This is a genomic window from Bradyrhizobium sp. LA6.1 (genome assembly GCF_040547805.1).
Classification (GTDB): Bacteria; Pseudomonadota; Alphaproteobacteria; order Rhizobiales; family Xanthobacteraceae; genus Bradyrhizobium; species Bradyrhizobium barranii.
The window spans coordinates 321,381-334,184 of record NZ_JBEPQK010000004.1 but is presented as its reverse complement, the minus strand read 5'-3'; the positions used below and the strand labels follow the sequence as shown (position 1 = coordinate 334,184).

16 protein-coding genes are annotated in these 12,804 nt (G+C 64.7%); 12 read left to right on the top strand and 4 right to left on the bottom strand.

The genetic code is table 11. The annotated features are described in order from the left end of the window. The 12 genes from urtD (at position 1) to ABIB99_RS12115 (ending at position 9,695) form a co-directional block, all read left to right on the top strand. Complete coding sequence (gene urtD, locus ABIB99_RS12170; protein ID WP_014498216.1) at positions 1–762, top strand: urea ABC transporter ATP-binding protein UrtD; 762 nt, start codon at positions 1–3, stop codon at positions 760–762. Positions 763–765: 3 nt separating this feature from the next. Then, positions 766–1,461, top strand: a complete 696-nt coding sequence (urtE, locus tag ABIB99_RS12165) for an urea ABC transporter ATP-binding subunit UrtE (RefSeq protein WP_014498215.1) — start codon at positions 766–768, stop codon at positions 1,459–1,461. A 36-nt stretch (positions 1,462–1,497) separates the two neighbouring features. Continuing rightward, positions 1,498–2,328, top strand: coding sequence for an urease accessory protein UreD (locus tag ABIB99_RS12160; protein WP_063980978.1), 831 nt, complete (start codon positions 1,498–1,500; stop codon positions 2,326–2,328). A 39-nt stretch (positions 2,329–2,367) separates the two neighbouring features. Continuing rightward, entirely contained in the window at positions 2,368–2,670 is a 303-nt protein-coding gene (locus ABIB99_RS12155; RefSeq protein WP_007605424.1) for an urease subunit gamma, read from the top strand. Between the two features lie 10 nt (positions 2,671–2,680). After that, a complete protein-coding gene (locus tag ABIB99_RS12150; protein WP_007599812.1) occupies positions 2,681–2,986 on the top strand; it encodes an urease subunit beta in 306 nt (101 codons plus the stop codon). 4 nt (positions 2,987–2,990) lie between these two features. Then, complete coding sequence (locus tag ABIB99_RS12145; protein ID WP_354175932.1) at positions 2,991–3,530, top strand: HD domain-containing protein; 540 nt, start codon at positions 2,991–2,993, stop codon at positions 3,528–3,530. Positions 3,531–3,564: 34 nt separating this feature from the next. Beyond that, complete coding sequence (ureC, locus tag ABIB99_RS12140) at positions 3,565–5,280, top strand: urease subunit alpha (protein ID WP_071916691.1); 1,716 nt, start codon at positions 3,565–3,567, stop codon at positions 5,278–5,280. Positions 5,281–5,432: 152 nt separating this feature from the next. Further along, positions 5,433–5,732 carry a putative quinol monooxygenase gene (locus ABIB99_RS12135; RefSeq protein ID WP_014498210.1) on the top strand — a complete coding sequence of 100 codons (300 nt, stop codon included), beginning with the start codon at positions 5,433–5,435 and terminating at the stop codon, positions 5,730–5,732. 12 nt (positions 5,733–5,744) lie between these two features. Next, positions 5,745–6,365, top strand: a complete 621-nt coding sequence (locus ABIB99_RS12130; RefSeq protein ID WP_063980980.1) for an urease accessory protein UreE — start codon at positions 5,745–5,747, stop codon at positions 6,363–6,365. Beyond that, entirely contained in the window at positions 6,346–7,074 is a 729-nt protein-coding gene (locus tag ABIB99_RS12125; protein ID WP_084794959.1) for an urease accessory protein UreF, read from the top strand. Before ABIB99_RS12130 ends, ABIB99_RS12125 begins: the two co-directional genes overlap by 20 nt. A gap of 39 nt (positions 7,075–7,113) precedes the next feature. Continuing rightward, positions 7,114–7,737 (top strand): urease accessory protein UreG, encoded by a 624-nt coding sequence (gene ureG / locus ABIB99_RS12120; RefSeq protein WP_063980981.1) that lies wholly within the window; start codon positions 7,114–7,116, stop codon positions 7,735–7,737. A gap of 299 nt (positions 7,738–8,036) precedes the next feature. Then, positions 8,037–9,695, top strand: coding sequence for a CHASE domain-containing protein (locus ABIB99_RS12115; protein WP_063980982.1), 1,659 nt, complete (start codon positions 8,037–8,039; stop codon positions 9,693–9,695). Positions 9,696–9,768: 73 nt separating this feature from the next. On the opposite strand, the gene ABIB99_RS12110 is transcribed toward ABIB99_RS12115, so the two are convergent. The 4 genes from ABIB99_RS12110 to ABIB99_RS12095 all read right to left on the bottom strand — a co-directional run bounded on the left by ABIB99_RS12110 (position 9,769) and on the right by ABIB99_RS12095 (position 12,789). After that, entirely contained in the window at positions 9,769–10,377 is a 609-nt protein-coding gene (locus tag ABIB99_RS12110; protein ID WP_063980983.1) for a TetR/AcrR family transcriptional regulator, read from the bottom strand. A gap of 172 nt (positions 10,378–10,549) precedes the next feature. After that, entirely contained in the window at positions 10,550–11,692 is a 1,143-nt protein-coding gene (locus ABIB99_RS12105) for an OpgC domain-containing protein (RefSeq protein WP_063980984.1), read from the bottom strand. 187 nt (positions 11,693–11,879) lie between these two features. Next, positions 11,880–12,335 carry a hypothetical protein gene (locus ABIB99_RS12100; protein WP_028148388.1) on the bottom strand — a complete coding sequence of 152 codons (456 nt, stop codon included), beginning with the start codon at positions 12,333–12,335 and terminating at the stop codon, positions 11,880–11,882. A gap of 82 nt (positions 12,336–12,417) precedes the next feature. Then, positions 12,418–12,789, bottom strand: a complete 372-nt coding sequence (locus ABIB99_RS12095) for an ElaB/YgaM/YqjD family protein (RefSeq protein ID WP_028148389.1) — start codon at positions 12,787–12,789, stop codon at positions 12,418–12,420. Positions 12,790–12,804 lie beyond the last annotated feature (15 nt).

The following is a 12,804-nucleotide window of genomic DNA, read 5'->3' as shown; positions in this document are numbered from 1 at the left end:
ATGAACGTGATGGATACACGCGCGACCTCCGCGATGCTCTATCTCGACGGCGTGCACGTCTCGTTCGACGGCTTCCACGCCATCAACAATCTGTCGCTGACGCTCGCGCCCGGCGAGATGCGCGCCATCATCGGCCCGAACGGTGCCGGCAAGACCACGATGATGGACATCATCACCGGCAAGACCAAGCCCGACGAGGGCACGGTGCTGTTCGACGGCGTCACCGATTTGACGCGTCTGGACGAGACCCGCATCGCCGAGCTCGGCATCGGCCGCAAATTCCAGAAGCCGACCGTGTTCGAGAGCCAGACCGTGCAGGACAACCTCCTGCTCGCGCTCAATGTCGACCACAGCGTCAAGGGCACGCTGTTCTGGCGCGGCAGCAGGGCGGAGTCCGAGCGCATCGACAAGGTGCTGGAGACGATCCGCCTCACCGATGCCCGCAACCGGCTCGCCGGCAGCCTCAGCCACGGTCAGAAGCAGTGGCTCGAGATCGGCATGCTGCTGGCGCAGGATCCGAAGCTGCTGCTCGTCGACGAGCCCGTCGCGGGCATGACTGACGTCGAGACCCATCTCACCGCCGAGCTGCTGAAAGAAATCAACAAGACCCACACCGTGATGGTCGTCGAGCACGACATGACGTTCGTGCGCGAGCTCGGCGTCAAGGTCACCTGCCTGCATGAAGGCACCGTGCTTGCGGAAGGAACCATCGACCAGGTCTCGTCCAACGAGCGGGTCATCGAAGTCTATCTGGGGCGCTGAGCGATGCTTGAGGTCAAGGACATCAACCTGTTCTACGGCGCGGCGCAGGCGCTGCGCGGCGTCTCCATCGCCGCGGAGCCCGGCAAGGTCACCTGCGTGCTCGGGCGCAACGGCGTCGGCAAGACCTCGCTCCTGCGCGCCATGGTCGGGCAGTACCCGATCTCTTCGGGCGCGATCGTGCTCGACGGCAGCGACATCACGGGCCTCAAGCCCTATGAGCGGGCGCGCAAGGGCATCGGCTTCGTGCCGCAGGGCCGCGAGATATTTCCGCTGCTGACGGTCGAGGAGAACCTCAAGACCGGCTTCGGTCCGCTCAAGCGCGAGGACAGGCACATTCCGGACGACGTGTTCTCGCTGTTCCCGGTGCTGCAATCGATGCTCGGCCGGCGCGGCGGCGACCTCTCCGGCGGCCAACAGCAGCAGCTCGCGATCGGCCGCGCGCTGGTGATGCGGCCGAAATTGCTGCTGCTCGACGAGCCGACCGAAGGCATCCAGCCGTCGATCATCAAGGACATCGGTCGCGCCATCTCGTATCTGCGTAACCTCGGCAACATCGCCATCGTACTGGTCGAACAATATCTCGACTTTGCCTGCGAACTCGGCGACAGTTTCGCGGTGATGGATCGCGGCGCGGTGAAATTCTCCTGCGACCGATCCAATCTCGATCCGGCCGAAATCAGCCGCCAGATGGCGCTGTAATCCGAAAATTTCTGCCGCGGCCGGCTGGGGAGACGGATGCGCAGCGACGCTTTGACGACATCTTCGGTATTCGAGGCGAACCGCGCCCGCGGCGCGGTGCGCTTCGACGTCCATGCCCGCGATGGGGTGACGCGGCGGGGCGTCTTGCATGAGTCCGGCTCCCTGCGCGTGCGCTTTCCCTCGCCGGAGGGCGAGGGGCTCTCCGGCGTGTTCGTCAACACGGCTGGCGGCGTTGCCGGCGGAGACAGTTTTGACATCGAGATCGCGGCAGGTCAGGGCTCGCGCCTGACATTGACCACCGCTGCGGCCGAGAAGGTCTATCGTGCGCCCGGGGCGGCGGCGCAGCTCAATATCGCCTTGAAGGTCGCCGCGGGCGCGCACCTCGGCTGGTTGCCCCAGGAGACGATCCTGTTCGATCGTGCCCGGGTCCATCGTCGCTTCGACATCGAGCTGGACGAGGCCGCCTCGCTTCTGCTTTGCGAAATCGTCGTGTTTGGCCGCACCGCCATGGGCGAGCGGATGGAGCAGGGCGAGTTCATTGATCGCTGGCGGCTGCGTCGTGGTGGCAAGCTGGTGTTCGCCGAAACCGTCAGGCTCGACGGCAATATCGGTGCAAAACTAGGGCGATCGGCGGTGGCCAAGGGCGGTGCCGCGATCGGCACGGCGCTGATCGTTCCCGGCGACGAGCCGCTGATCGAGCGTATCCGCGAGGCCTCGGAGTCATTCGCCGGCGAGGTCGGAATCTCCGCCTGGAATGGCTTTGCAATGGCGCGGTTCTGTGCCCAAGATGCCGCGCGCTTGCGCGCCGATATGATGGCGGTGCTGGCGCGGACCGGCGCGGCGCTGCCGCGGCTGTGGCTGAGTTGATGGCTGCTGAATTGATGCATTGAACGGAAGAGATGCTGCATGAACCTGTCTCCCCGCGAAAAGGACAAGCTCCTGATCTCGATGGCGGCGATCGTCGCCCGCCGCCGGCTGGATCGCGGCGTCAAGCTCAACCATCCCGAGGCGATCGCGATCATCTCCGACTTCATCCTCGAAGGCGCGCGCGACGGCCGTACCGTCGCCGAGCTGATGCAATCCGGCGCGCAGGTTCTCACCCGCGACCAGGTGATGCCGGGCATTCCCGAAATGATCCACGACATCCAGGTCGAGGCGACCTTTCCGGACGGCACCAAGCTCGTCACCGTGCACGAGCCGATCAGGTAGGAGCGAGAGCATGATTCCCGGCGAACTCTTCATCCAGGACGGCGAGATCGAGCTCAATGCCGGCCGCAAGACCGTGACGCTGACGGTGGCCAACACCGGCGACCGCCCGATCCAGGTCGGCTCGCACTACCATTTCTTCGAGACCAACCCGGCGCTGAAATTCGACCGCAAGAAAGCCCGCGGCATGCGCCTCGACATCGCCGCCGGCACCGCCGTCCGCTTCGAGCCCGGCCAGACCCGCGACGTCCAGCTCGTCGCCGTGGCCGGCAAGAAGACCATCTACGGTTTTCGCGGCGACGTGATGGGGAAGCTGTGAGTCCATGCTCCCCGCCGTCCGCCTCGTCTCCGAAGCTGCTGAGCTGGCCGCGCGCCGGCACAACGGCATGGCGCGCAAGGGGCGGGGGAACGAGCCTTACATCAACCATCTCGCGGAGGTCGCGAACCTGCTGGCGACGGCGACCGATGGCGCGGATGCCGAGCTGGTCGCGGCCGGGTGGCTGCACGACGTGATCGAGGACACCGACACCACTCGCGAGGAGCTCGCACAGAAATTCTCTGATCGCGTCGCCTCTCTCGTCGTTGAATGCACTGACGACATGAGCCTGCCCAAACCAGAGCGGCGACGCCGGCAGATCGTCGATGCGCCGAAGAAATCTGCCGGAGCAAAACTCATCAAGATCGCCGACAAGATCAGCAACATCGGCGCGCGCATTCATTCCGACCCGTCCGCCGAAGAGCGCGACGATCTCGCCGACTACACGGGCTGGGCTGAGCAGGTCGTCGCCGGATGCCGTGGCGGCAATTCGTGGCTCGATGCAAAATTCGACGATGCCGTAAGCGCAGCGACGGCTTCGCTGTGAACAACCAAAAATTCAAACGCAAACGGGGCTTGTGATGTCCGTCAAAATAAAGCGTTCCGTCTATGCCGACATGTTCGGCCCGACCACCGGCGACAAGGTGCGGTTGGCCGACACCGATCTCATCATCGAGGTCGAGAAGGATTTCACCACCTACGGCGAGGAGGTGAAGTTCGGCGGCGGCAAGGTGATCCGCGACGGCATGGGCCAGTCGCAGGTCACCAACAAGCAGGGTGCGGCCGACACCGTCATCACCAATGCCCTGATCGTCGACCACTGGGGCATCGTGAAGGCCGACGTTGCGATCAAGGACGGCATGATTTCGGCGATCGGCAAGGCTGGTAATCCCGACATCCAGCCGGGCGTCACCATCATCGTCGGCCCCGGCACCGACGTGATCGCGGGCGAAGGAAAAATCCTCACCGCCGGCGGCTTCGACAGCCACATCCATTTCATCTGTCCGCAGCAGATCGAGCACGCGCTGATGTCTGGCGTCACCTCGATGCTCGGCGGCGGCACCGGTCCCTCGCACGGCACGTTCGCCACCACCTGCACGCCGGGACCGTGGCACATGGGGCGGATGATCCAGTCGTTCGACGCCTTCCCGGTCAATCTCGGCATCTCCGGCAAGGGTAACGCGTCGCGGCCCGCTGCCCTGGTCGAGATGATCAAGGGCGGCGCCTGCGCGCTGAAGCTGCACGAGGACTGGGGCACCACGCCGGCTGCGATCGACAACTGCCTGTCGGTGGCCGACGATTACGACGTCCAGGTCATGCTGCATTCCGACACGCTGAACGAATCCGGCTTCGTCGAGGATACGATCAAGGCCTTCAAGGGCCGTACCATCCACGCCTTCCACACCGAGGGCGCCGGCGGCGGTCACGCCCCCGACATCATCAAGGTCGCGGGGCTGAAGAATGTGCTGCCGTCCTCGACCAACCCGACGCGGCCCTTCACCCGCAACACCATCGACGAGCATCTGGACATGCTGATGGTGTGCCACCATCTCGATCCCTCGATCGCGGAAGACCTCGCGTTTGCGGAGAGCCGCATCCGCAAGGAGACCATCGCGGCCGAGGATATCCTGCACGATCTCGGCGCGCTCTCGATGATGTCCTCGGACTCGCAGGCCATGGGCCGACTCGGCGAGGTCATCATCCGGACGTGGCAGACCGCGGACAAGATGAAGAAGCAGCGCGGGTCGCTCGACCAGGACAAAGGCAAGGACAACGACAACTTCCGCGTCAAGCGCTACATCGCCAAGTACACGATCAATCCTGCGATCGCGCACGGCGTGTCGAAGCTGATCGGATCGGTCGAGAAGGGCAAGCTCGCCGACCTCGTGCTGTGGTCGCCGGCCTTCTTCGGCGTCAAGCCGGACTGTATCATCAAGGGCGGCTCGATCGTCGCCGCCCCCATGGGCGATCCCAACGCCTCGATCCCGACGCCGCAGCCGGTGCACTATCAGCCGATGTTCGGTGCCTTCGGCAAGGCGCGCACCGCGTCGTCCGTGGTGTTCACCTCGAAGGCGGCGGTCACCGGCGGCCTCGCGCGAAAGCTCGGCATCGACAAGAAGCTCTATGCGGTGCAGAACACCCGCGGAAAGATCTCGAAGAAGAGCATGATCCACAACGACGCCACGCCCAATATCGAGGTCGATCCCGAGACCTACGAGGTGCGCGCCGACGGCGAACTGCTGACCTGCGCGCCCGCCGAGGTGCTGCCGATGGCGCAGCGATATTTCATGTACTGAAATAGCGTCTGGACGCATGTCCCCGGCGCATGTCCCGATTGCATGTCTTGTTGCATGTCCTGGGGCGGCTTTTCCGGTTTTGCGTTCGACCCCGCCTGGTCTAAGGTCCCGCCCGGTATCTTACCTTAGAAGAAAAGCCGGGAGGATTTCTCGTGATTTACGTCGTTGCCACCTTGACCATCAAGCCCGAGACGCGCGCCGAATTCATTGCGGCCGCCACCGCCTGCATCAAGGAGACGCGGAAGGAGCCCGGCAACATCGCCTATGATTTGCACGAGAGCGTCACCGATCCCGCCAAGATGGTGTTCGTCGAGCAGTGGGAGAGCGCCGAGGCGCTGGTGCCGCATCGCGCCATGGAGCACATGAAGACGTTCGGCCGCGTCGCGGTGAAGTGTTTTACGGCGCCGCCGAAGATTGAAGTGATCACGCCCGAGAAGGTCGAGACACGGTAACGGGGTAAAAGCATGATCCGGGCGACGCAGGTTAAGGGACAGCACGGCTTCACGGAGACGCCGGCGGATACGGTGGTGCTCGATTTCGACGACCGGCACCGCCGCCGCATGGCGATGACGGGGACGCGGGGCCTCGAATTCCTGCTCGACCTGGAGAATGCCGTCGCACTGCGCGGCGGTGATGCGTTGGTGCTGGAGGACGGCAGGCTGGTCGAAGTGGTCGCGGCGCCCGAGCCGCTGCTGGAGATCCGCGGCCGCGATCCGCACCACCTCATTCGCGTCGGCTGGCATCTCGGCAATCGCCATTTGCCGACGCAGATCATGGCCAAGAGCCTGCGCATCCGCCGCGACCATGTCATCGAGGCCATGGTGAAGGGTCTCGGCGCGCGCGTGATCGAGATCGAGGCGCCGTTCGATCCCGAGGGCGGCGCTTACGCCGACGGCGGCCACGCACATGGTCACGATGATCACGGGCATCACGATCACGACCATCATCACCATGATCATGGTCACGATCACCACGACCACCATGATCATGCCGCGCATGACCATGGCCACGACCATCACCACGACGAGCATTGCGACCACCCCGACCACCACCACGGCCACAAGCATGCTCATGACCACAAATGAGCCGGTGAGTGCCGGTGACCTCGCCGAGCGCGAGGCGGCGGCGCTGTACCGGCTGATGACGTGGCTGTCGCCAGCCTTTCCGGTCGGCGGCTTCTCCTATTCCAGCGGCATCGAATGGGCGGTCGAGGCGGGCGACATCGCTGACACCGCGACGCTGGCCGACTGGCTCGACGCCATGCTGGGCGATGGTTCCGGCTTTTGCGATGCGACGTTCCTGGTCCACGCCTATCGCGCCACTGAATTGGGCGAGGACACCACCTTGAACGATATCGCGGAGCTCGCCGCCGCCTTCGTGCCGTCGCGCGAGCGGCAGCTCGAGACGACCTCGCAGGGCCGCGCCTTCATCGACATCTCCCGCGCCGCGTGGGATGCCGACGGGCTGAATGCCATGGTGGCGGCATGTCGCACGGCACTGATCTATCCTGTCGCCGTCGGCGTGGTTGCCGCGGTGCACGGCGTGCCGCTGGCGCCGACGCTGCACGCCTTCCTGCATGCGCTGGTCTCGAACTGGATTTCGGCGGCGAGCCGCCTCATTCCGCTCGGCCAGACCGACAGCCAGCGGGTGCTGGTGAAGCTGGAAGCCGCCGTTGCCGCGACCGCCAATCGTGCGTTGAATGCGAACTTGGATGACCTCGGCAGCGCGACCTTCCGCGCCGATCTCGCCAGCCTGCGGCACGAGACGCAATATACGCGGCTGTTTCGCTCGTGAGCGGTGCGGCCTTTAATCCATCGAGAGAGAGCGAGTGACATGTCGAAATCTCACGGCCCCTTGCGCGTCGGAATAGGCGGCCCGGTCGGATCGGGCAAGACCGCGCTGATGGACCTGCTCTGCAAGACCATGCGCGAGCGCTATGACATTGCGGCGATCACCAACGACATCTACACCAAATGGGATGCGGAATTCCTGGTGCGCTCGGGCTCGCTGACGCCGGACCGCATCGCCGGCGTCGAGACCGGCGGCTGCCCGCACACCGCGATCCGCGAGGACGCTTCGATGAACCTGGCCGCGGTCGCCGACATGCGCGCAAAATTCCCCGGGCTCGACCTCGTGCTGATCGAGTCCGGCGGCGACAATCTGGCTGCCACTTTTTCTCCGGAGCTCGCCGACCTCACCATCTACGTCATCGACGTGGCGGCCGGCGACAAGATCCCGTCCAAGGGCGGCCCCGGTATCACCCGCTCCGACCTCCTGGTCATCAACAAGATCGACCTCGCGCCCCATGTCGGCGCCTCCCTGGAGAAGATGGAGACGGACGCCAGGCGCATGCGCGGCGCGCGCCCCTTCGTCATGACCAACCTGAAAAAGAGCGAGGGGCTCGACCAGATCGTCGGCTTCATCGAGGCCAAAGGCGGCCTGAAACGGGCGGGCTGACGGCGCGACGACGTGGCGCAGGCGTTTTCCGCCGTTAACGTCTGGGGCAAAAGCCGCATCCGCGGAACAAATTTCGGACACGGCGATTAACTACCTCCGGTGCCCGGAGCAAAGCCTTCATGGCCAGACCATCGGCCGGGCGAATTAAGCTTTTCAGGCGACCGAAGTTGCGTACTGATGCCTCCTCCTTCATTATCTCCGTTACTGGGGTCCACTCTGTTTCGGCACATGGCCGTTCGAGCGGCGTTGATATGCTCCGTGTTTATTGCCGACCTGCTGTTTTCGCCTGAGTAGTCGAAGTGGTCCGGCTGGGTTTTATCATCGGTTTCATCGCCCTGCTCGGAGCCCTGCTCTCCGGGCTCGCGGCCTATCGCGTCCACGACCAGGAGCTGGCACTGGACCGGATCGCGCTGGCGCGCGCGATCGACGTCCACGCGAGCCTGGTCCAGGACCGGCTGACCGAGCGCGAGCTGCTCGCGCGTGTCGCCTCAGGCTTGTTCCGTGCGCCGTCGGTCATCAAGCCGAACATGCTGGAGCCGCTGCGCTCGGCCATCTACGCCTTCAAGACCGATTTCGTGGTCGCCGGGTGGGTCGCCCGGCTGAAGCCGAACGAGCTTCTCCCGGCGGAGGACGCGATCGCGAGCGCCGGCTTCCCCAATCCGCAGATTCGCACGTATGACGACAAGCCGATCGATCTTGCGAAGGTCACCCAGCCGATCGACGTGCTGATGGACCTCGAACCGCGCAGCAACGAGACCAAGGCGCTGCCCGGCCGCAGCTACGAGCAGGATCAGGTGCGCAGCGCCATGCTGACGCGTGCGCGTGTCGAGAAGAGGTCGGTCGCCTCGGACCCGGTTCAGTTGCTGCGTGGCGGCGGGCCCATCGGCATCATCGTGGCCGCGCCCGTCATTCCCGAGGGCGCGACCGAGCCGGCCGGCTTCGTCACGTTTTCCTACGAGCTCGCCTCCCTGATGCTGACCAATGACGACATGTCGTTGTTCTCGGTCGCGCTGAAGGATCCGCGCAGGGAAGGTGGCGAGCTCGTTGCCAACGACCAGGGCGTGGTCTCGTCACGCATGACGGCAGCGGACGGGCCGGCGCCGTCGGCGACGCGCACGGTGAGCTTTGGCGGCCGCGACTGGCATCTCGGCTACTACGCCAAGACCAATTCGGCGCGGCGCGCTGAGCAGACGGCGATCATCGTGGCGGCGATCGGTTTTGCCATCACCGCGATGGTGTGCGGCCTGTTCGGCTATGTCGCCTACAACAATCTGCGGCTCAGCCGGGAAATCCAGGTGCGGATCGGCTTCGAGCGCCGGCTGACCGCCGTCATCGACGAGCTCAACCACCGGGTCAAGAACATCCTGGCGGTGATCCAGTCGATCGTGACGCGCACGCTGCGCCACGGCTCGGACATCGACGTTGCGCGTGAACTGCTGATCGGCCGCATCCACGCCATGTCCAACGTGGTCTCGCTGCTCAGCGAGAGCCAGTGGCAGGGCGTCAAGCTGAAGGGCCTGTTCGAGGCGCGCGCCATCCCGCATGCCGATCGCATCGCCGTCACCGGCCCCGACATCGCGGTCAGCGCGCGCGCCGCGCAGAGCCTGTCGCTCCTGTTCTTCGAGCTCGCCTCGCACTCCGACGAAGGTCTGTCGCTGGTCGGAAAGCATCCGCACATCACCGCGAATTGGACGGTGACGGGCGAGGGGACCGACGAGGTCTTCCATTTCCGCTGGGAGGAGTTCAACACCAGCGAGGCGACGCGCCGCCCGGATTCCGATTTCGGTCTGATCCTGCTCGACCGTGTCGCGCCCGAAGCGCTCGGCGGCACCGCCAAGCGCTACTTCACCGACGCCTCCTACGTCTATGAATTGACGGCGCCGATGGAGACGGTGGTCGACATGTCCGAGCGCGACCGCACGGACAAGATCTCGGCGCCGGTCAGGCCGGTGCGATAGAGGTCGAGCTTCAGATTGTTGCTTTGAGCATGATCTTTTCGGAAAACCGCTTCGCACTTTTCCGGATCATGCTCTAACCCTTCGGCCGCAGCACCAGGTCGACCAGATTGCGCGCGTAGGCCGGCGTGATCGGTGCAATGCCGAAGACGTAGCGGTAGAACAGGCTGCCATAGATGGCGTCGTAGAGATACTCGGGCGCTCCCTCCGCCAGGATGCTGCCATCCGTCTGGCCAGCGGCGATCATCTCGACCAGTGCGTCGCGGCGGAATTGCAGGTAGCGGGCATAGAACAGCTCCGCCGAGCCGGTCTTGGAAATGCATTCGGAGACGACGGCGAGCTGCACCTTGCCGAACTCGCCCTGGAGCGCCTCGGCATAGGCCGCGGCATGGCGGCGTGCGCGCGCCGCGGGGCTGCCGGAGCTCGCAGGCGGCAGCGGCAGCATCTGCGCGGCATGATGAAGGAAGGCGTCGATCAGCAGCGCTTCCCGCGACGGCCACCATTTGTAGATCGTCATCTTGGAGACGCTGGAGTGGCGTGCGACGGCGTCGATGGAGGTGGCGGCAAGGCCGGTGGCGGCCATCAGCGCATAGGCGCTTTCGAGAATGGCGTTGGTGGTCTCGATCGATCGCGGCCGGCCGCGCCGGGGCGCGCTGTCAGCCTCATCACCCCCGCCCTTTGCCATCGCCACGCCCGGTCCCCTCACGCAGAGGCTCCCCGCATAGCGCAGCCACAGGTCTCGGCCTAGCAGAATCGCACGATTATTTGGCTCGAGCGAAGTGGGTACCGGTTCGCGTGAAGAAAACGCGTCAAGACAGGAATCTAGAGCTCCGTTCCGATTAGATCGGAACGGAGCTCTAGGCCTGCTGCCGCAGGGCGGCCGGAAGGTCCTGCCGCCTCGACCACGAGATGTAATAGGCCACAGCCGTCATCGCCGCGAAGCCAACGAGGCTTACCGCGATCTGCATCACCACGAGGTTCGGTCCGGTGATCAGGATGAGATGGCCGGCGAAGGACAGGAACACGGCAACGCAGAACACCGCGAGCCATTCCTCGCCGCATGTGATCACCGCCTGAAGCGGCCGCAACTTCAGGCCGGGGTGGTCGGCCGGAATGAGATGGGTCGCGAGGAAGGCGAGCGCGAGGAAATGGATCACGCGATAGGGCGCGAGGTTTTCCTTGTCTGTCGGCGCGATGCTGTTGACGACGACGTCCGGCAAATAGACGGCCAGCGCGGGCGAATGCCGCATCAAGGTGACCGCCATCGCGAAGATGAGATAGGCACCCGCGAGGATCCGCAGCCAGGACATGCCGTGCAACGCGCGTCCGGAGGCGCCTGTTACGGCGAACCAGCCGCCGAGGACCATCAGCATCTGCCAGCACAGCGGATTGAAGGTCCAGTCCTGGTCCGGATAGACCCGGAAATTCCAGTCGAACCAGCGCGCCGCAACGTACAGCGCGACCGATGCCGCCAGCGTCAGGTTCGGCCGCCGCAACAAACCCCATAGCGCAAACGGAAAGAACGCCATCAGCGGGATCATCAGTTGCAGGAGGTCGAGGTTCAGCGGCTCTTCCTGGAGCACGAGGCCGCGGACCAGGATGCGCAGCGGATGATCGAGAATGCCCGAGATGTTGTATTCGTGGATGATCTCCGGCGCCATCGATTGCGAGGCGACATAGGCGATGGTGTCGATATAGATCACGAAGAGCACGACATAGGCAGCGTAGAGCCGCCAGACGCGGCGGAAGATGCGCGTCGCCGCGACGACGTAGCCGCGCTCCAGCGCCATCCTGCCGTGAATGATGGCGACGCCATAACCCACCACGAACACGAACAGGTCAGCGGCGCCGCTGAAGCCGAAATTTCGCAGCGTCAGGAGATTAACGACGTTGTTCGGGATGTGGTCGACGAACACCGACCAGTTGGCAATGCCGAGCGTCAAATACAATCTGGCATCGTGATGGAATGCGGCGAGGTTCGCCTTGACGGACGGTTTCATCGCGGAAAATGACTTTTGGAATCACGGGCGCTGCTTTTAGCGGCAACCGCCCGCCTATCCGAGTAGCGTTTGCGTGAGGGGGGCTGGAATTGTCCAATCTGGCGCAAAATTGCGCATGATCGCCGGATGGAATTCCCGCAAGCTCGCCCGTTCTGCCGACGACGAAATTATCTTAGCGCTTCGACCGCTATTCGGCCGGTTCAGCCGAGGCTTCGTCGGATGCGCCGGCGCGGCTCGCCATGATTCCGAGGGCGACGCCGCCGATCGCCAGGATCGGCAGCAGCCGCTTGATTCCGATGGCGCGAACGATCTGGAGGCCCGTCGCGAGCAGCATGGGGTCGGCGAGCATGCTCGAAGCGGCCGACTTCGCGGCGCGCTCGGCGGCGATCCGGGCGCGCTTCCGCATCTCCCGCTTGTAGCCCCAATAGCTCCCCGCCGCGGCAAGCGTCAGCAGGAAGAAGATGCCGGCGCCGGCGAGGCAGGCCTGCACCGGTCCGTAGGTCTGAAGGACCGAGATGAAGGCGGCCGCGCAGAGAAAGCCCGTGGTGATGAAGAGCGCGAGTGCCGCGCCCGCGGCGAGCGATGTCAGGCGGACGGTCGCGCCCGTCGATGCGCTGATGCCGTCGATGATGCGCTGTAACATGGCCTTGCTCCTCAGATCCCCGCAAGCCGGCAGCGACGGCGCGACAGCGCCGCCGTAACAACGTCAAGGTCCTGCGCCCACGCTACCGGCGCCAGGCGACACCGATCAGGAAGCCGATGCCGAGCGCGAGTCCGACGGTCGCGAGCGGCCGCTGCGTGATGGCATCTTCCAGCGTTTCCTCGATCGAGCCGTAGGCGTCTTGCGCAGCTTCCATCATGGCGCTGCCGCGATCCGACATGTCGTCGACCGCGGAATCCACGCTCTCGCGGGCCTGGCGATAGCCGCGGCGGGCCTGCTTGCTGGTGGAATTGGCAAAGGTGTTGAGCGCGTCGGTGATCTGATCGGTGAGGGCGGCGATATCGCTTTTCACGGCTGCTACATCCTTCTCGAGGCGTTCTCTGGTGGCTTTGTCGGTCCAGTCTCTCATCCCGGTTTCGCCATTGGTTGACATCAGGAGCTCCAAAGCTGT

Coding starts and splice junctions, on each gene's coding strand:
- urtD (WP_014498216.1), top strand. CDS start 1: ATGAACGTGATGGATACACGCGCGACCTCCGCGATGCTCTATCTCGAC.
- urtE (WP_014498215.1), top strand. CDS start 766: ATGCTTGAGGTCAAGGACATCAACCTGTTCTACGGCGCGGCGCAGGCG.
- ABIB99_RS12160 (WP_063980978.1), top strand. CDS start 1,498: ATGCGCAGCGACGCTTTGACGACATCTTCGGTATTCGAGGCGAACCGC.
- ABIB99_RS12155 (WP_007605424.1), top strand. CDS start 2,368: ATGAACCTGTCTCCCCGCGAAAAGGACAAGCTCCTGATCTCGATGGCG.
- ABIB99_RS12150 (WP_007599812.1), top strand. CDS start 2,681: ATGATTCCCGGCGAACTCTTCATCCAGGACGGCGAGATCGAGCTCAAT.
- ABIB99_RS12145 (WP_354175932.1), top strand. CDS start 2,991: ATGCTCCCCGCCGTCCGCCTCGTCTCCGAAGCTGCTGAGCTGGCCGCG.
- ureC (WP_071916691.1), top strand. CDS start 3,565: ATGTCCGTCAAAATAAAGCGTTCCGTCTATGCCGACATGTTCGGCCCG.
- ABIB99_RS12130 (WP_063980980.1), top strand. CDS start 5,745: ATGATCCGGGCGACGCAGGTTAAGGGACAGCACGGCTTCACGGAGACG.
- ABIB99_RS12125 (WP_084794959.1), top strand. CDS start 6,346: ATGCTCATGACCACAAATGAGCCGGTGAGTGCCGGTGACCTCGCCGAG.
- ureG (WP_063980981.1), top strand. CDS start 7,114: ATGTCGAAATCTCACGGCCCCTTGCGCGTCGGAATAGGCGGCCCGGTC.
- ABIB99_RS12110 (WP_063980983.1), bottom strand. CDS start 10,377: ATGGCAAAGGGCGGGGGTGATGAGGCTGACAGCGCGCCCCGGCGCGGC.
- ABIB99_RS12105 (WP_063980984.1), bottom strand. CDS start 11,692: ATGAAACCGTCCGTCAAGGCGAACCTCGCCGCATTCCATCACGATGCC.
- ABIB99_RS12100 (WP_028148388.1), bottom strand. CDS start 12,335: ATGTTACAGCGCATCATCGACGGCATCAGCGCATCGACGGGCGCGACC.